This is a genomic window from Alteromonas sp. DY56-G5 (assembly GCF_041414725.1).
In the GTDB taxonomy this organism is placed as follows: Bacteria; Pseudomonadota; Gammaproteobacteria; order Enterobacterales; family Alteromonadaceae; genus Alteromonas; species Alteromonas macleodii.
Genome location: NZ_JANHZQ010000010.1, coordinates 21,738 through 43,269, shown reverse-complemented (window position 1 = coordinate 43,269; position 21,532 = coordinate 21,738). Strand labels below are relative to the sequence as shown.

Genomic DNA, 21,532 nt, shown 5'->3' with positions numbered 1-21,532 from the left:
TTAAACCGTGCTTGGGTCTGGGTCAGTAGGCTGCATTTTTGCCTTGGCAATTTCGCGCTCTTCCGTCGTTATCTCTTCAATTTCAACGGCTCTTCTGCACATCAACATAAGTGTTCCCATGTATGCGATTAGAAGCACCGTATAAATAACAAGATAGAGCGTGAACGACAGAGCAATATTCGCCGGTGGTAACTGGGTAACGGCATCAGCGGTTCTTAATACACCGCTTACCAAATAGGGCTGACGGCCTATTTCCGTTACGTACCAGCCTGCTAACGTAGCAATCCAGCCGCTAAACGCCATGCCTGCTAACGTGCGTTTAAGCCAAATTGGGAAGTCTTTTTTGCGCATAAGATAAAGACTGCCAAGCCATGACACAGCAAGCATTAACATACCCATTCCCACCATAACCCTAAAACCGAAGAAAACAGGAGCAACGGGCGGATGCTCTCCTTCAAACTCATTTAACCCTTTAATCTCGCCTTTAAGTTCGTGAGTAAGAATTAAACTCGCACCATAGGGAATGGGAATTTCAAAATGATTCTCTTTGCTTTCTTCGTCAGGAATTGCAAAAAGCAACAAAGGTGCGCCTTCAGTGGTTTCCCAAAGTCCTTCCATCGCCGCTACTTTCTGAGGCTGATGCTCAAGCGTATTTAAACCATGCATGTCACCAGCAAAAATTTGTAGCGGGATTAACACTGCCGCCGTATAGGTGGCGGTTTTAAGCGCGAGCTTAGGTGCAAGCTTGTCGTCGCCTTTAAGCATGCGGTAGGCCGAAAGCCCAGCTATCAGGAAGCTGGCCGTCAGTCCAGACGCTAACATCATATGTACAAAGCGGTAAGGGAAAGACGGGTTAAAGATAATTTCTTTCCAGTTTGTGGCATACACCACACCGTCGACCACTTCAAAACCCTGCGGTGTTTGCATCCAGCTATTTAAGGCTAATATCCAGAACGCAGAAGTAGTGGTGCCAAGTGCAACAATAAGGGTTGAAGCCGTATGCAGCCAGTTCGGAACACGGCGTATGCCAAACAGCATGATGCCTAAAAACGTGGCTTCTAAGAAAAAGGCGGTAAGTACCTCATAACCGAGTAGTGGCCCCGCCACATTACCTACTTTCTCCATAAATCCAGGCCAGTTAGTACCAAACTGAAATGACATGGTGACGCCGCTTACTACACCCAAGGCGAAGCTTAGGGCAAAGACACGTACCCAAAAGCGATACATACGCATCCACACAGGGTGACCTGAAATATTAGAGCGCAGCTTAAAGTAAAATAGAAACCAGCCCATCGCCATGGTGATGGTTGGAAACAAAATATGAAAACTAATATTTAACGCAAATTGTAAACGAGACAGCAAGAATGCATCCACAGAAGGCCCCCTTAGTTAACGCTGTTTTTCCCCGGAAGTAGCTTGTCCTTAAGCTCAAGCATACGGCCCACGCCAGAACCCAACTTCATCAACGTGTTTAACTTTTCAGGTCCAAGATTTTGAAGCTCTTCAGACCATGCCGTAATTGATTCGAGTAAATCGTGAATTTCGTTCAGTTTATGTTGTGCATTCGCCTCTTTTTCATTGGCAGGTGCGTCAAGCAACAAATCACGCAGTAGACTCATTGTTGGGTCTATCTCGCGCTTTCTTCGCTCTTCGAATACTCTATTGGCCAGTGTCCAAATATCGCCAGCCGGAATAAAGAACTCTTTTCTCTCACCAGGAACAAGATGCTGTTTAACTAAGCGCCATGACTGAAGCTCTTTTAAACCCATGCTGGTATTGCCTCTGGATATGTTGAGCGCATCCGCAATTTCCTGCGCCGAAATGGGCTCTTCGTTTAAAACAATAAGCGCAAGAATTTGCCCAACTGTTCTGTTGAAACCCCAACGACTTCCCATTTCGCCAAAGTGCATAACCGCAGATGTAATTAAAGGCGTCATTTTCATTTTTACCTTCCAGAAGTTTCAGAAATTACTGAAAGTTTAATTATTAGTTTGATCAAGATCAATAGAAAGGGAATGAAAATAAGAAAAATTTAATGGTGATGCGCTATTTACCCTAATTTGCGATAACCGAAGCTAGCGCAGAAACAATTAAGTGAATTTGAGTAAGAAATACCGCTGAGAAACTAAAAGAGTGGTATGTGATAAGGTTCGACGAAGATTTGTTTTCTTTCATTTTTATTATGTTAACGGTATGTTGTGGTTAGCGCGTTAAAGGACATTATTGGATAATGAGAGTGATTAAGGGGGAAGCTTGAGCATAATTTACGAGCTTAAAGCTGGCACACCTGTTGAAATAAGTTATTTGAATGCCTTGCACGAGCGCGTGTCGTTTAAAGTCGGCTACATTGGCTGCGTGTCGTCTGAGTTTATGTTGTTTGACTTAACGCGAAACAAAAAAAGTCTGCATGAGCTAAAAATGTTGCGTCCGGGCCTTACGCTTGAGTTAAAGAGCATAGTTAGTGACGCAACACTCACGTCAATAAACTTTCAAAGTGAGCTGCTGATGCTCACCACTGTTCAAGTTCCTATCTTGGTTGTTTCATTTCCAAAAGACATCAACCAAAAACGCTTACGCCGTGAGCCGCGGCTTAAAGTTGAGCTGATGGTTAAGCTAGAGATGGAATCATTTCAAACAGGGCACCTTGCAATGGTTACTGATTTGTAAAAATCTGGTGTTCATTGTGAATATCATCCTACCGAACAAGAAATAGCTGACGCAGATAAAGATGCCTTAAATAGCTTAATTCATGAACCTGTCAAAATAGAGTTTCCGCCCGACGAAGAAAACCCCGAAGCGATAGTAATTCGAGGGAACATCAAAAATATTCGAGGTCGCGATAAACTGTCTGTGGGTATCCAGTTTGACACTGACGACATAGAGAACACAGGGCAAATTCAAATGCTTTATGTTTTGTTAGTGATGCGAGAGCACGGCCTTTAATAGGAACTAAGTTTACTCAAAGCATGAACTTTTGACGCCTTGGTTAATAATAATGCTCAAATTTGTAATTTAATTCAATACTTGGGTATTAATTTTTATACCAATATGATGGTGTGGGGTTTAAATAAATCGCTCGATATTAAACCTAATGATCCATACTGCCAACTAAATTTTGGGGTTTAGAAATTGCAATAGGGGTTAACCCCTATCCTTGTTGTCTTATCCTTATGTCTACTGTCTTTACGTTTTCCAACGCGTTATGTTCCGCTTTGCTCAGTAACTCTATATAAAACAGAGAAATATTAGTTTTTATTTATTAAAAGTTACTGCTTTCTATCTGGCGAGAAGTTAAATCTTGTACTAGTTTTCAGGTTCCATCATTTGAATGTATTCAATGGTTTTTTACGTTGAGTTCGATGAAAACAAGTATGAAGTGATTACAACTGAACCCGATAGCCAACTGTTTTAAAACGAAAAACACGAATGAAAGGAAAGACATGATCCGCACATTGTCCAAAGCCATCATCGGTACTTCATTGCTCTTAGGCGCATTGCAAAGCGCGCAAGCAGCAACCCCTGTCATCACAAACTCACCGCCGCAAAGCGCGTTTATAGGGGAGTCATTTTGTTACGACATACCGTTAACAAACTCAGGTACAACAGGGTATGGCCCTTATCTTCGCGTTATTCATGATGCTGACTTAACATTTAACGGTGCGACGTTTATAGGAAGTAACAGCGCTACGGTTAATGTAGGCACGTTTGACACCGTTGCGAACAACAATGAGCTCGAAGATCCTATCATTGCGCAAACCGTTGCTGGCACCGAAGGGTTCAGTTTTTCAACGGTAGATATCCCAGTGGGCTCGGTTGTAACCAATGGCCCTGACCTAACTACCAATGTTTGTTTCACTATCGACAGTAATGCAACGCCAGCGGAAGCGTTTGCTATCGAGGTAACGCCTGTTTATGAATTTGGTGACACAGCAACAGGTGATAACGGCCCAATAGTGGGAACATCGCAAAGTGCGTCAGTTGAGGCGGCCCTTTACCAAGTAACTACGCAAAGCTCTGCTGCGGAAAACGAGCTTGCTGCGGGCCCAAGTTTTTCAGCAACCGTTACACATACGGTAGATGTTGCAAATGGTCCAACGATAGACAACTTACAGTTCACAGATGTTTTAGACAATGGTGTTCAGTATAGCGCTCAAGCTACGATAACTGGTGGAACTGGGTGCGCTATAGATAGTGAACCTTCTACATCCAGTACTGGTGGCATTTTAGATGTTTCGTGTGCTTCTGCTACGGGAACAAGCAGTGCAAATGATGTGCGCGTGAGCTACCCCATGCATTTTATTAATGTCCTGAATGCGCAGCAGTGCAGTGCTTCAAGTATTGTGCATCCGCTTGACTTTAATGCGAGTTTTAACGGCAATGGGCTTACCCAGGTTTCTAGCAATGACACGGTTACGGCAAAGCATGTTGCAATACAGCAAGGTGTAAATACAGGGGAATCAAGTCCTGGCAACACACTTACCGTTACTAACTCAATTCAAATTTCTGATTACGTATCGGTAGACTCTTTAATTCTTAACGACACCATAGCCGATGGCGTTGATTTTTCATCGGATATCACGATTAGCTATGGTGGAAATACGTTTAATATAACGAGGCCTGCTTCAAGTACTGACGCCAGTCAAAATGAGGCCATCACTTACAACGTTACTAACGCAACCGGCACGCTTCCGGGGGGAAGCGTTTTAACGGTGTCTTACACCGTAGATATTCAGCAAAATTACGTTGGTGGTTACACAGGGGTTGAGAGTAATGCCCCTGTCGTTGCTAACGATTCACTGTCGTTTTCTCAAAGTGCACAATATAACGTAGCAAGTGGTGCGTCGAGCTGCTTGGAAGGCTCAAGTGCTTCGGTCTCGATTGAAGGTATTCGTACCTCTAAATTTCTTGTTGACGGTAACGGCGATACAACCACACAACTATTACAGTACGCACCGGGTGAAAGCGTTACCTATCGTTTGCGCATGGATATTCCTTCTGGCGATACTAACGACATTGTATTTGTAGATTTTCTTCCTTTGCCCGTTTTCTTAATCCCAGAAACGACTGTCGATACAAATTCAAATATTGCGAGCAACACCAGCTTTTCTTATACCGCTGAAAATACGGTAACAACCCTCACACCTACAATCACGGTATCATCTGCTGAAAACAGCGTAACGTTAGACTGGGGCAGTATCTCAACAACCCAAGCTGAAGTACTAGAAGTTGATTTTACCGTTGAGGTAACCGATAAGCCCTATGCTGATGGGTTGGAATTGGCGAACTTATTCCAAGGTACTTCGACCAATACGCCTGATGCAATCACTGCCGATCTTAAGTCAGCTAAAATTCTTGTTCGTGCTCCAGAATTGACCGTTTCACTTGCTACTTCTGCAGGAAATGTAGATGCCGGAGATACGATTCAGTACACCTTAACAGTAACTAACGAAGGTGGTGCTACATCATTTGACACCACCGCCAGTGTTCCTATCGTTTCTGGCGTGGCTTCGCAGAGCCTTGTATCTGCAACAGTCGATGGGAATGGTGTAGCCTTGGGCAGCGGCTCACTAGCAGATGGTACTTACAGCATACAGAACCTCGCCGCAGGTGAAGTTTACGTGCTTACTTTCACTCAAGATATTGCACAAACTGCAGAGCCTAACGATGTCATCACGTCTGAAGCGACGATTGATTGGGCTTCTGCACAGGGGCAGGCTGCGACCTTTGATCCGCAGTCAGATGACGCATTTGTCACCGTTTCAGATATTGCTATTGCTTCAACAATAGTAAGCCCCACGGGGAATGTTGTGGTAGGTGATACCGTACAGTATCGGGTAGACGTGACTTTGCCAGAGGGCACAACGAATGACTTAACGGTAGATATGACGCTCCCTGCTGGCTTTGAATACAGCAATACGTTAACGGTAAATTCAACAGGTTTTGACGGAACCGTAAGTGCCAGCCCAACCGTGACATCGTCTGGCACTGTCGCTAGTGGGCAAACGGTTAGAGCTGTGTTTAACGGCAGTACAACCACTAATAATGATAACGATCCAAGCGATAATACATTTTCAATTACGCTTGAAGCCTTGGTGCAAGACGTCACACAAAATGCCGCTACAACGTCAACGCAAAGCAAGCAGTTACAGGTAAATGCGGGAACCAACAATACCACCAACAATGCGTCAGCTACGTCAACTAATCAGTTTTCAGAGCATGTATTAAGCGCAACAACAAGCGTGGCGCCAAGCTCTGGCGTAGAAGCAGGCGATACGGTAACCGTAACTATAGATGTTGAAAATACAGGTACAGCTACCGCTTATGATGTTGAAGTGGTCAGCAATGTTAATACTGATATTTTCACAAATGTAAACGCAGGAACAACCCCAACTGGTTTTACGTATGCACTTCAAACTTCACCAGACAGAGTAACCTATTCAGGTACGGAGCTTGCCGCTGGTGATAGCGTGCAGTTCACTTATACTGCTGAAGTAAAAGCAGGTGCACAGACTGGTTCCTCTTTTGATATTACCGCGCAAGCTACAGGTGATAGCCAAACAGGCGATCAAGCCGTTGAGCGTGACTCTCAGTCCAGTAGCACAGGTACCACGGCCACAAGAGCAATTTCAGCTGACAATATTACGTTGATAGCTTCTTCAGAAACTTTTACGAGTGATTCAGGTACTCGTGAATCGGCTATAGGGGAAGTGCTTACCTACGCGTTTACAACTGTCGTACCAGAGGGACAGACGCTAGAAACTGCTAATCAGGACATTATCGAAGTTATTCTGCCTGCTGGAATGGCCTATCAAGCGGGCACTGCCTTAATTCGCGGAACATTTGATACGGGCTTTACGACGTCAAATGGTGTGTCAATTACTGCGTCAGATACAACTATTACCCCGGTTGTCAGTGGTCAGTCTGTTATCTTCGACTTGGGTGACATAACAAATAATGACAACGATGCAGGTGATGAAAGTATCACCGTTACACTTGATGTGCTTACCTTAAACACCAGTAACAATAACCGTACAAACAATAAAACGGTAACAGGTGAAGTAAACTATTTAAATGAAAGCAGTGCTAACCAGAGCAACAGTGCGACGCAGAATATTCGTATTGCAGAGCCAAACCTAACGGCTACAAAAACAGCTTCGCCATCAACTGTAGATGGTGGCAGCGAAGTAACATTCACCGTTACGTTAACAAATACGTCGGGAACTGCCGTATCGCGTGCGCATGACTGGTACATCAACGACAACGTGCCAGCGCGTTTTAACAGTGTGGCACTGGTTAGCGCAATACATTCACGAGGGGCAGGCATTGATGTATCAGCCTGTGCAAACATCAGTGGTAACGAGCTAACGGTTGAGTCTGATAGCTGCGCAGTTAGCGACATTGATTACCTAGCAGCGGGTGAAAGCGTTACCGTTGTGTATACCGCTCAGGTCAATTTTGATATCGCGTTTGAAGAAACCGTAACTAATACCGTTTCAACCTCGGCAACGTCTTTGCCTGGTGTATCAGGTACAGGGGATGCTACCCCAGGTGTTGCCGGTTCAGACAACGGCGAACGTACAGGTAGCGGTGCCAACAACGACTCCGGCCAAAACGTCAACGATATCGCGGACTCGGCCATGGCATCAGTTACCGCCAATGCGCCCACGCTTACGTTAACGACTACTGCATCAGATGCTGCAATTGGAACTGTGGTTGATTTAACGGCAAGTTTCTCTATACCAACGGGTACAACAGACAACTTTGTTTATACGTTAGATCTTCCTTCAGGCTTAACGTATACCGGCGACGCCATTACCATTACAACACCGGTGTCAGATTTCACCAGCACAAATACACCTAATACCACCCCTGGTGAAGGGACCGATCCGGTCGTGTTGGATTTTGGTACCATCACCAACAGCGCTTCAACGTCTCAACAAGTCACTATTGCAGTACCTGTTGAAGTTGCCAATATCTTAAGTAACCAAGGTGGAATAACGCTAACTAGTACCGGTTCACTTAGCTACCAAGACGTGAGCTCGCCAGCACCTTCTGCGAACGTTGACGTGGATGTTATCGAGCCGAATTTATCTATTACGCAAACCATCATTGCAGGTGCGACATCAAGTGATAGCGGTGATACGGTAACGTATCGCACAGTGGTAACCAACACGGGGAATACAGCAACCGCGTACGCCGTTACCTTTGAAGATGTGATGCCTGCAGAATTACTTGGAGGGCCAGACGGCAGCGGTTCTGGTGTTACCTTCTCTGCAATAACCCTGACCAACCCAAGTGATGAAGCTGTATTAACAGGCACGAACACAGCACTGACCGCAAGTGATGTTAGTGAGACTACTACGACCAACACTGGCGATACGCTGTCGGTTGCAGCATTCGACCTACCAGCACTTGCAAGCGTTACCGTCGAATACAGCGTTGTAATGGCCAACGAAGCAAGCGCTGGTGAAACGCTAACTAATGCAGTTGAAGCAACCTATAACAGTCAGCTAGACGGCAGCGGACGTAGCAGCGCCGATGGTGGAGATGACGACAATAACGCTACGTTAAATAACTACCGTGAAACAGCTAGCAGTAATGTAACGGTAGATAACACACTGGCTATTCAATCTGCACTTAATGCTACACATAGCGATAATGATTTCGCAGTGGGTGAGTCGGTTTCTATTGATGCGCGTATCGATTTAGTGGAAGGCACAATTGACGGTGTTTCTATTGTAAATACGCTGCCAGCGGACATTCGCTTTGACAGTATTAGTATTAACAGCCCAGCGCAAATTAGCTATGACGGCGCTGCAACCGCTTCGGTGTCTGGCAATGATGTCACGGTTGACTTTGGAACTGTGAGCAACACCGCAGATGGCAATAGCGCAAATGATTACATAACGGTTACGTTTACCGGTGTTGTAGAAAACGAAGTAGGCAACGCGCAGGGTACAACACTTACTAATAGTGTGAATGCATCAGGTGGCGGCGAAAGCGCAGGTCCATCTACTCTCGAGATCGATATCGTTGAGCCAAATTTAGACTCAACAATGACGCTCGATAAAACCTCGGTATCGTTGGAGGATACCTTTACCCTAACTATTAACGTAGGCCACAACTCTAGTTTTGCCGACGCGTTTGAGACCACGTTTAACGTTTCAGTTCCTAGCGGTCTAACTTATGTGGCAAATAGCTTCATGGGGCAAGGTACGATTGATGACACGTCGCCTACGCTACTTGTTGTAGATATGGGCGGTATTACGTTGGTAGATGGCAGCAAACAAGTAACCCTTCAGTTCACCGTCGATAGTGATGCTGATGTGGGTAACGCGCTATCTATTGGGTTGACCAATGGTGCATATAGCTCAATGAGCGGCGACACTGCTGACGAGCGAGACTACAGCTTTGCCGATTCAATTAACGTAACAGGTGATATCGCCGCATTCATCGGTGCAACCCAATCAGTTGTGCTATCTGATGATGTCAATGGTAATGGTTTCATTGATGCTGGTGATACCGTATTAGTCACTTCAACGCTAACTAATGAAAGCGATAGTGCCACAGCCACTGACGTTGTATTTACTCATGGGATTCCTGCGAATACAAACTATGTAGCAGGGTCCGCGACAACCACGAAAGGCACCCTTGATGATAGTGCTGGCATTACGGTAAATGTTGGCGATATGGCTTTTGGTGAATCTGAAACCATTACATTCGAGTTGCTTGTTGATGCCAATGTGGCTAACAACACGTTAGTCTCGCTACAAGGTAGCGTAGATTCATCTGACACAGTAGCAGAGCCAACTGATGCTGATGGTAACGATGTAAACGGCGACCAGGCAAACACTTTCAGAGTGGGCACACCTGCAAACACAGCAGATTTAGATATTACTCAGCTAGTAAGTTTATCAACCGATGCTGACACCAATGATGTCATTAGCCCTAACGATACGCTAACCATTACGTATTTACTTGAAAATACAGGTAGCCAAGCGCTATCAAACATTGCCCTAAGCGACGCTATTCCCACAGGTCTTACTTACGTTGCTAATTCGGCGACGGTAAGCGGTGGGCATACGGTTAGTGTAATTGGTAGCTCATTGAGCGCAGATTTTATCACGCTAGCAGCTGGCGCCAGCGAAACGGTTTCTCTTGAAGTTACCATCGACTCACCGCTGGTTGATTTCAACGGCAATGCCGCAAACGAGAGCTTCTCGCTCCAAGGTGAAGCTACCAGCGATGAAACTGATACTGTCTATGCCGACAATAACCGTGCAGATAGTGATGGCTTCCAGCCACTTACCTTCAGTGCATCAACGGGCGCAGGCACGCCTGAACTAGAAATTATTCAGTACTTTGAACTTGTTGACGATGTAGACGGTGATGGGGTTGTTGACCCTGGTGACAGCGTACGCGTTTACACCGTGGCAACCAATCAAGGTTCAGCGACTGCAGAAAACGTGTCGTTTACTCAGCCGGTCAATGCGGGCTTGAGCGTAGTAGCTAATACAGCTGTTACCAGCCAAGGCGTTGTAGTAAGCGAAACGCCGTTTGACGTAAACGTGGGCGGAATTGCGCCAAGTGAAACGGTAACCGCGTCTGTGGTGCTAACGCTAGATGCAAATGCGGCTGACAACACCGTATTCTCAACGCAAGCTCTTTTTAGTGGTGATAATCTAGGTGCCAACCAGTTAAGTGACAACGACAGTAACGCTACTGATGGTGAGAATGCGCTGCTTATTCCGGTTACATCACAAGCGCAAACCGTATCTGCGCCAACCTTTGCCCTTACCGATACCAGTGATGGTGGCACATCTGGTAACAATTTTGTGCAGGGCGAAACACTAACCCTTACACAAACTGTTACTGTACCTAAGGGGACAACAGACGATTTAAGCTTAAGCGTTACGTTACCTGCTAATGTTTCATTGCTCGCAGGGGCGGGGGAACTTGCTCGTACCTTTAATACTGGCCTTTCTTCAGGCGTCAACCCAGCAAGTATTAACAGCACTGCTAGCGGCACAGCAGTTAATGTGAACGGCAATATTAGTGTGTCTAACAATACGCTAACGCTTGATTTAGGCAGTATTGTAAATAGCGATAATGATGGTGACACTGAAACCTATGTGTTTAGCGTTGAACTAGACACCAGCGCGCTAGTGCCTAGTGCGGCTACCCAGGATTTAACCATTTCTTCTGCGCTTAGCTACGTTGATGGGGCAGCTCAGCCTCAGTCATTAAATGCTAACGACGTGACGGTAACCTTGCTCAACCGTGTACCCGCTGCGAATGACGATAGCTTCACGGTAGATGAAGATACAACCAGCAATACGTTAGCGGCCCGTAGTAACGATAGTGATACAGATAATGGCCAAAGCATTAGCATTACCTCTGTTGCTACGCCAAGTAACGGCGGTACGGTAACTACAGATGGCGCGAACTTGATTTATACGCCAGCGGCTGATTTCTTCGGCACCGAGACCGTGCAATACACCCTTACCGATAGCGCAGGTGGTAGCGACACTGCCACGGCAACATTTACGGTTAACAATGTTCAAGATGCACCTGTAGCGCAGGCCGACTCAGCCACTACCACTGAAGACACACAAGTGGTAGTAAATGTATTGGCAAATGATTCCGATGTGGATGGCGATACATTGTCTATCACGGCGGTTAATTCTAGCAACGGTGCGGTTTCGTTTGCGGGAAGCAACATCACCTTCACGCCTGCACAAGACTTTAACGGTCCAGCACTTGTGACCTATACCATTTCTGATGGAAATGGGAACAGTGATAGCGCGAATCTAACGGTAGACGTGCAAGCAGATAACGATGCACCGGTTGCCACAAACGACAGTGCGAATACTAACGAAGATAATGACGTAATTATTGATGTGTTAGCTAACGACAGTGACGTAGATGGCGATGCCCTAAGTGTTACTGCGGTGTCGGCAAGCGCTGGTGCGGCCTCCGTAAATTCAAATGGCGATGTTCTTTATACGCCACCGGCCGATTTCAATGGCCCTGTTACACTTAATTACACGGTTTCTGATGGAAATGGCGGAACCGATTCAGCTTCTGTATCGGTAACGGTTAATGCAGTAAATGACGCGCCAATAGCTAACCCTGATTCAGGGACGGTGAACGAAGACAGCAGCGTAATTATTGATGTTTTGACTAACGATACTGACGTAGATGGCGATGCGTTGTCGATCACCAATGCAACATCGCCAAATGGTTCAGTAACCTTTAGCGGAAACAATATTACCTTTACACCTACGGCCGACTTTAATGGCGCAACAACCGTAACTTATACAGTAAGTGACGGTGCAGGTGGTACGGCATCAGGTACGGTGACGATTAATGTTACTAACGTCAACGATGCACCAGTGGCAAGCGACGACACGGCCAGCACTAACGAAGACACAGCGGTAGTTATTAATGTATTGGCTAACGATACCGACATTGATAACGATGCATTAAGCGTTTCAAATGTATCGGCAACCAATGGAAGTGCAATAGTTAATGGTGACGGCAATGTGGTGTTTACCCCAGCGGCAGATTACAACGGTAGTGCCACAGTAGCTTATACGGTAACAGACGGTAACGGCGGCAGTGACAATGCGTCGGTGTCTGTAGCTATTGCAGCGGTTAACGACAACCCAATCGCTAATCCAGATACCGCAAGTGTCAATGAAGACGAGTCGGTTAGCATTAATGTACTTGCTAACGATACCGACGTTGACGGCGACACCTTAAGTGTGGCGAGCGCCTCTGTTACAACCGGCAGCGTGCAGGTTGTAGGTAACCAGGTGAACTACACGCCAGAAGCTGACTTCAACGGCAGCGCCACTATTACTTACACCATTGAAGATGGTGCTGGCGGCAGCGCTAACTCAACGGTGGCAGTGACGGTTGTAAACGTTAACGATGCCCCCGTTGCGAATAATGATACAGCTAGCGTTGATGAAGACAGCAGCGTTGTGGTTAACGTTATTGCTAACGATACAGATGTAGACAACGATACCCTTGAGTTAACTGCGGTTAATGCTAGTACTGGTACGGCAACCATTAATAGCGATGGTAATCTTTTGTATACGCCGGATGCCGACTATAACGGTGCTGCAACAGTGACGTATACCGTTTCTGATGGAAACAGCGGCTCTGATTCAGCAACAGTGTCAATTACGGTAAACCCAGTAAATGACAATCCGGTGGCTGTGGCAGATACGGCGAGTGTACAGGAAGACGAAACGGTAATTATTAATGCGCTTTCAAACGACAGTGACATCGACGGTGACACGTTGCAGCTGTCGGCTGCAAGCAGCAGTCAAGGCACTGCAACTATTACCGGCGATAATACGCTTAGCTTTACGCCAAGTGCCGACTTCAACGGTACAGCCGCGATAACTTACAGTGTATCGGATGGTGCTGGTGGTAGCGCCTCATCGACAGTCACAGTAACGGTGGCGCCTGTTAACGACGCACCAGTAGCTAATGATGATGCCGGAAGAGTTACCGAAGATTCAAGCACTACGCTTGCTGTATTAGACAATGATACAGATGTTGACAACGATGAATTAAGCGTGACATCTGCTAGCGCATCTGAGGGGACTATCACAGTTAATGCAAATAACAGTGTGACCTATACACCACCAGCTGATTTTGATGGGGCAGCAACGGCCACCTACACTATTTCAGATGGAAATGGCGGTACCGCCACTGCCAGCATTAGCTTTACAGTAGAAGGGGTGAACGATGCTCCTATCGCTTTGGATGACACCGCTGTTGTTGATGAGGACGCTTCAGTAACGGTAGCTGTTCTCGCCAATGACTCTGATATAGATGAAGATGTGCTTTCAGTCTCAGCCGCCTCATCAGCGCAGGGTAGCGCAGTGATCACGGCAGATAGCCAGGTTACTTTCTCGCCTAATGCTGATTTTAATGGCGAAGCGACAGTATCATATACGGTAAGCGATGGTAATGGTGCCACTGATACAGCAACGATTACTGTTACCGTTAACCCAGTTAACGATACACCGGTAACGGTGGATGATACGGCCACAGTCGAGGAAGATGGCTCTGTTGTTGTCGATGTGCTCGCGAATGATTCTGACATTGACGAAGACGTACTGACTATTTCAGACGTAACCGTTGACGAAGGTTCAGTCGCTATTCAAGGTGGGCAAGTAAGCTACACACCAGATGAGAACTTCAATGGTACAGCAACCATTACCTACACGGTTTCTGATGGCAATGGAGCAACAGCAACAGGTACGCTTGTTGTAACGGTTACCGCTGTTAACGATGCACCTACACTTGCTGATTTCACTGCTGCAACGAACCAGAATGAAGCGTTAACTATCGATGTTATCGCCAATGTTGAAGATGTAGATACAGATGATACGCATACTATCGTTAGCGCCACATCTTCAGACGGCACGGTTGATATTGTTGACGGCAAACTGGTTTATACGCCGTCTGAAGATTATTCCGGCGAAGTAACCATCGACGTTTGTATTCAAGATGCTGAGGGCGAAGAGGCTTGTGCGCGTATTACCGTTACAGTGGTGTATACAAACATAGGCCCAGTAGTTGAAGATCTTGAATTCACTATTCAAGAAGGAGATAGCCTACCCATCACGCTAACGGGTACCGACGCAGACGAAGACGTTTTAACGTTTGAATTAGTAACGTTGCCAACAGGTGAAGTGTTAGGTTCTGCTCCTTCTTTGCTGTACGTTACCCCAGAAAATTACAACGGTACGGTACTGTTCAGCTATAAAGCGAACGACGGTCAAGAAGATTCGAACACCGCCAATATCACAGTGAATGTGGTGGCCGTGAACGATGCGCCTGTGGCGGTTGCGGATACGGCTTCTACATTAGACGACACAGCTGTTGAAATTGACGTACTAAGCAACGACCTTGACGTAGAAGGCGATGCATTATCGATACTTGGCGCAACAGCGGATAGCGGCAGTGTCGAAGTTGAAAGTGGGGTGCTTGTCTATACGCCTGCGCTTGGAACACAAGGCGATGTTCAAATTACGTATACTATTACCGATGCAAGTGGCGCCACATCGCAAGCAAGTGTCATCGTTACTGTTAGTGCCTCTGAGCAAACTGCTCAAACCTTCCCAGTTGTCGAAGCACCAGCGGATATTGAACTTGATGCCATAGGCTATCTAACGGAGGTTGTATTAGGTAATGCAACAGCTGTTGACGCAAGTGGTAATGCAATCCCTGTAACCTTATTGAACGGTCAAACTCGCTTTGCGCCAGGGCTACATACCGTTTACTGGCAGGCAACTGATGATGAAGGCAATACGACAACGGTTAGTCAGACTATCCGCGTTAACCCTCAGGTGTCACTAAGTGATGATGTGGTTGTCACCGAAGGTGGCGCAGCAAGCTTTGATGTACTGCTAAGCGGTAATGCACCTAGTTACCCAGTAACAGTGAGCTACACGGTTTCAGGTACTGCAGATACTAGCGATCACGACCTTATCTCTGGCACTGTCACTATTGAGAGTGGCACACAGGCAACCGTTAAATTCAATATTATCCCTGACACGATTATTGATGACGGCGAAACGGTAATCGTAACGCTAAATGAAAACGTAAATGTCGGAGAAAAAGCGTCGCAAACCACCACTATTGCAGAAGCACCTGTGGCACCAGTTGTAGCGCTGTCAGTTGAGCAAGATAACACTACAACGTTAACTGTTGGCCAAAATGATGGTTTAGTTGATGTACTTGCGGCTATCAGTCATACCAATCCTGCCGCTGATTTTATCTACGACTGGAGTAATTCAGCACCAGAACTCACTAATGTTTCAAATGATGACGGTGTATTTACTTTCGACCCTACTTCAGTAGCGCCAGGTGTTTATGCGGTTACGCTACTTGTGGCAGACAGTGAAAACCCCGCGCTTGTAAGTTCACGCACAATTTATATTGAGGTAGTAGAAACTTTACCTGAACTTACTGGTGCAGACACCGACGGTGATGGCCTACCAGACAACATTGAAGGCACAGGTGATGCCGACTTAGACGGTGTGCCTAACTACTTAGATAGCATTGCGCTTTGTTCGGTTGCGCCAGAAATTGCAGGTGAAAGCGCGCAATATCTTGTTGAATCAAACGCTGGTGCATGTGTAAGTGCGGGTGAGTACACCCGTGGCACTTCAAATGCTGGCGTATTGCTACTTGCTGATGACAGCGTAGTAACCAGTCGCATTCCGACAGATACGGAAACTAACAATGTTGGTGGGTTGTTTAACTTCGACGTGGTGAATAATCAGTCTAATCAAGCACAGTTCGATGTGGTTATTCCGCAGCGCAATGCCGTCCCAGAAGACGCATTTATGCGTAGCTGGACTGCTGAGCTAGGTTGGTTCGATGTCATTGCAGACGGCGACGCCGTGATTTACTCAGCACCAGGTACGCCAGGTTTCTGTCCTACTGTTAATAGTGGCGCTTGGCAAGAAGGTCTAATTGCAGGTAGCTGGTGTGTGAAGCTGACGCTAACCGATGGCGGAAGTTTTGATGCTGACGGTACAACTAATGGAGCGGTTAGCTTTGTTGGTGGAGTAGGCACATTTGTTAATGGCAATACTCTTCCTGACGTTCAAGACGATCAGCTGGCTATTAAGCTCAACGAAGCGGTAGAGGTCGACGTACTGGCTAATGACACAGATGCAGATGGCGATGCACTTACGCTTACCTCAGTATCGGCTGATTTTGGAACGGCGACTATTATTGATGGATTAGTGTCATACACGCCACCTGAAGGTTTCGTAGGCACAGTAACGGTTACCTACACCGTATCAGACGGTATGGGCGGCACGGTAACAGGTACCTTGGTGCTAACTGTTGCCGAAAACAATATCCCTGTTGCGAATGATGACAGCTTTACGTCACAAGAAGACGAATCGGTAACCTTAGATGTGCTGTCTAACGATACTGATGAAGACGGCGATACGTTATCCATTACCGAAGTAACAGCGTCTACTGGCACGGTGATATTGTTGCCAAGCGGTGAGTTAAGCTATCAAGCGCCTGCCAACTACAACGGCGTGGTCACTATTGAATACACCATTTCAGATGGTCATGGTGGAACTGATACAGCGCAGGTAACCCTAACTGTCACTGCAGTGAACGATTCCCCTGTTGCCGTTGATGACACGGCAAGTGTTACCGAAGATGGCAGTGTTACAGTAACCGTACTAACAAACGATAGCGACGTCGACGGCGATGTACTAACAGTAACCATGGCAAGTACTGACAACGGAAGTGTGGTGGTCAATAACGGCACTACCGTTACCTACACACCTGTTGCCAATGTAAATGGTGAGGCAACATTTACCTATACTATTAGCGATGGCTTTAGTGGTACTGATACCGCAACGGTTACCGTAGTTATCGTTGCTATTAACGACGCACCAGTAGCAAATAACGACCAAGCTAATGTAAGTGAAGACAGCAGTGTTATTGTTAATGCACTTGCCAATGACGCTGACATTGACGGCGATACGTTAATCATCACAGATGCAACGGCTAACTCGGGCACGGTAACCGTTAATAGCGATGGCAACATTGTCTACACACCGTTACCTAACTTTGTTGGAACGGCGATCATCACCTACACCATATCAGATGGGAATGGCGGTGAAGCGACTGCGCAAATTACGGTGACGGTTGAAAATGTAAATGATGCTCCGACTCTTGAAGGTGGAGAAGTATCTACTAATCAAGATACGCCGCTAAGTATCAACGTATTATCCAATGCAAACGATATTGATGGTGATACGCTCACTATTGCTAGTGCCGAAGCCACAAACGGCACCGTAGAAATCGTTAATGGTGTGGTGACATTTACGCCTGCAGACGGTTTCCATGGCACTGCCACCATTACAGTGTGTGTTGCTGACCAGTCGGGCGCGCAAGCGTGTGCGACCTACACGGTAACGGTAATCGACACTAACGATGCCCCTGTTGTGTTGAACCTAACCTTTACGATGGAAGAAGATGCGACTCTGCCCATTCAGCTTCAGGGTAGTGACGCAGACGGCGATGCGCTAACCTACCAGCTGGTAACATCACCGGACGGTGAGCTTGTTGGTCGTTTACCTAATGTGTTGTACGCGCCGGACGCGGACTTTAGCGGCACAACTACATTTACCTTTACAGCAAATGACGGTGAAGAAACTTCTAATGTAGGCACGGTGACCATCAACGTAAATCCAGTGAACGACGCGCCGGTTGCCCGCGATGATGCAATCAGCTTGGGGAACTACAATCCTGCAGAAATTGATGTACTAGCCAACGATTCTGATGCAGACGGGGATACGCTTCGTATTATTGGTGCGCGCGTTGAGTTAGGTGATGTTTCTTGGTCAGACGATTCGCTTACCTATACACCACTTGAAGGCTTCGTAGGTGAAATCGTTATCGACTACACCATCACCGACCCTCAAGGCGAGGTAGCTCAGGCATCGGTACTGGTAGATGTAATGCCAGATGACTTGGCCGATCGCCCGGTTATTGAAGTGCCAGAAGACGTGTTCGTAGATGCCAATGCGCTATTTACCAAAATTGACCTTGGCGTAGCCTCGGCGGTCGATAAATTTGGTAATCCATTGCCTGTGTCATTGGTTGATGGGCTAATCTTCTATGAGCCGGGTAATAATACGGCTTACTGGCAAGCGACTGACGAAGACGGCTTAACCTCTGTGGCAAGTCAGGCCGTACGCGTACGTCCTCTTGTTTCCATCACTAAAGATCAAGTTGTACTGGAAGGCCACGAAGTAGAATTTGGTATTCACTTAAACGGCACGTCACCGGTTTATCCGCTAGAAATTCCATTTACGGTAAGCGGTACGGCAGACAGCGGCGATCATGACTTAGTCGATGGCATCATTGTGATGGAGTCGGGTAGTGATAAAACGGTGAGCTTCAATGTTTTCCCTGATGCGGATATTGAAGGGACTGAAACCATTATTATCGAGCTTTCAGATGTGTTGAACATAGGTAACAAATACATTCACGAAATAACTATCCGTGAAGATAACGTGAACCCAGATGTTGACCTGTTTACCGAGCAGGACGGCGAGTCAAGAATTCGGGTTATTCCTACAGGCTCTGACGTGTTGGTAACCTCTCGAGTTGACCACCCAGACCCAACCAACGAGTACGAGTTTGTGTGGACATCACTGGATGCAGATCTTGCAGATACCGATAGCGTTGATGACACCTTTACGTTTGACCCAAGTGGTCTAGAGATTGGTGTGTACCGAATCCGTGCAACGGTCACCGACGCAGATGACACAGCCTTCACAGACTCGGATACTTTGTATATTCAAGTAGTGGATGCACTACCATCGCCTACTGAACTTGATAGTGATGGTGACGGTGTACCGGATGTTGTGGATGGTCTTGCCGATAGCGATAGAGACGGTATTTTAGATTACCTAGATCCAACGCCTGAATGTAATGTGCTTCCGCAAGAAGTGGCGTTTGTTGACGGCTACATGGTAGAAGGCGACCCAGGTGTTTGCTTGCGCTTAGGTAACTTCTCTGTAAGTAGCGAGCTCGGTGGCGCGAAAATCATAGATGGTGATATTGCGGGCGATGATGACATTGTCCCTGACCCAGAAGCGACAAACATTGGCGGCATTTTCGATTTCATCGCCTATGGTCTACCTGAGGCCGGACAAACGCTGAACATTGTTATGCCGCAGCTTAAGCCAATTCCTGCGAATGCGGTCTATCGTAAGTTTACGCCTGAAAACGGTTGGGTAACGTTTACGGAAAACGCAAACAACCGTTTATGGTCAGTTCAAGGTGAGCCGGGCTACTGTCCTCCGCCGGGCGGCGACTATTGGACCGAAGGGCTAACCGAAGGGCACTGGTGTGTGCAGCTCGAAATTCTAGATGGTGGCGTTGATGATGACGACGGTTTGGTGAACGGTACGATTGTTGACCCAGGTGGTGTAAGTGTCATGTTTAATGGCAATACACAACCCGTGGCAAATGACGATGCAGTAACTATCATTGTTGATGAGTCTGTAACTATTGAAGCCTTAAGTAACGATGCAGACCCTGATGGCGATGACTTGCGTATTACCTCTGCTACAACCACGTTCGGCACAGCTGTGATAGCGGGGGATACCATCGAATACACGCCTCCACTTGGCTTTATTGGCGAAGTGATTGTTAATTATGGTATCAGTGATGGAAACGGAGGTTCAGACCTGGGTGTAATTACGGTAACCATTATTGGTAACAATCCTCCACAGGCTGTAGACGATACTGTAACGATAGACGTTGACCAATCTGTAACCGTTAACGTGCTTGCCAACGACTTCGACGAAGATGGCGATAGTATTCGTGTTGTAAGTGCCCAGGCATCAATCGGTAGCGTATCTGTTAACCCTGACGATACATTGACCTTTACGCCGCCTGCTGCATTTACGGGCAATGCTGTAGTCACCTATATTATTGAAGATACACAGGGCGGAACGAGCGAGGGTAGACTAACCATTACTGTTCAACCCGTGACCGTTAGAATTGAAAACTCTGGCGGAGGCGGTGGTAGCATGAACGCTATGCTGCTGATGTTACTGGTATTTGTTATGACACTGCGCCGCTTATTAGCGGCGCAAAGAAAGGGAGTAAAAGCGTGAGCGTAGCTAAGATGAATAGAACTTTTAGGTATGGGATTGTTAGCGCTGTTGCAATGGGAGCAATGTTTTCATTTCCAGCCATGGCTCAGCAATCTAATAAAGAAAGGGATGCTTCCCCTTTTTTAGCTAGCAAAACTCAATGCTTATCTGAAGAGGATGCCTCAAAACTTTCTAAAGGATATGAAAAGTGCACGGCTAAACAGTTTTTCATAAGCGGGAGTTGGGGGAGCGCATCAGGAGATTTCAAGGAAAGGGATGTACAACAAGAAGCCGCAGAGCTAGGCTTTGATGTCTTCGACATAGATATTGATGACACCCGCAGTGCGTGGAAAGCGGTAGTAGGTACCAATATTACCGAAAACAGCTTTATTCAAGTCGGTTATACCGATTTAGGTGATGTATCGGCAGCATTTTCAACCACGACCAACGAGCCATCTCGCTTTTTCAGCGAGACATCGCGTATTCGCCCAACATCAGTAGATGGCTATACATTAAGTGTAGCCTATCAGTTTTTACGTCATGAGGACTGGTTTTTACATGCGCATGTGGGCTTATATTTTTGGCAAGGTAACTACGATTCGTTAGATGTTTTTGAGGATACAGCCCTACTTCAAGACGTTGATGATGAAGGCACGGATTTGTTCTATGGCATTGGCGCTAACTGGCGTATTCACCATGATTGGGTTGCAATGATTGAATATGAACGCTATGACATAGAAGATAACTCTACTGACCTCATATCAATAGGTGTTAATTATCTCTTCTAGAGAAATGTAAATTTTCAACAAGTAATATACGAGCAAAACCAATAGAGGGGGGCGATAAGCCTCCTTTTT

5 protein-coding genes are annotated in these 21,532 nt (G+C 46.5%); 3 read left to right on the top strand and 2 right to left on the bottom strand.

The features are described from left to right. Together NO989_RS07100 and NO989_RS07095 are read right to left on the bottom strand one after the other, a co-directional pair. On the bottom strand, positions 1-1,374 hold the full coding sequence (locus NO989_RS07100; protein WP_371342313.1) for a cytochrome ubiquinol oxidase subunit I: 1,374 nt from the start codon (positions 1,372-1,374) through the stop codon (positions 1-3). A gap of 11 nt (positions 1,375-1,385) precedes the next feature. Then, entirely contained in the window at positions 1,386-1,943 is a 558-nt protein-coding gene (locus NO989_RS07095; RefSeq protein WP_014999724.1) for a GbsR/MarR family transcriptional regulator, read from the bottom strand. Between the two features lie 310 nt (positions 1,944-2,253). On the opposite strand from NO989_RS07095, the gene NO989_RS07090 reads away from it, so the two are divergent. The 3 genes from NO989_RS07090 (at position 2,254) to NO989_RS07080 (ending at position 21,463) form a co-directional block, all read left to right on the top strand. Beyond that, positions 2,254-2,667 carry a hypothetical protein gene (locus NO989_RS07090; protein ID WP_278346489.1) on the top strand — a complete coding sequence of 138 codons (414 nt, stop codon included), beginning with the start codon at positions 2,254-2,256 and terminating at the stop codon, positions 2,665-2,667. Positions 2,668-3,440: 773 nt separating this feature from the next. Beyond that, positions 3,441-20,696: a tandem-95 repeat protein gene (locus NO989_RS07085; RefSeq protein WP_371342312.1), complete on the top strand. Its 17,256-nt coding sequence runs from the start codon at positions 3,441-3,443 to the stop codon at positions 20,694-20,696. Continuing rightward, on the top strand, positions 20,693-21,463 hold the full coding sequence (locus NO989_RS07080) for an outer membrane beta-barrel protein (RefSeq protein ID WP_171337405.1): 771 nt from the start codon (positions 20,693-20,695) through the stop codon (positions 21,461-21,463). Before NO989_RS07085 ends, NO989_RS07080 begins: the two co-directional genes overlap by 4 nt. Positions 21,464-21,532 lie beyond the last annotated feature (69 nt).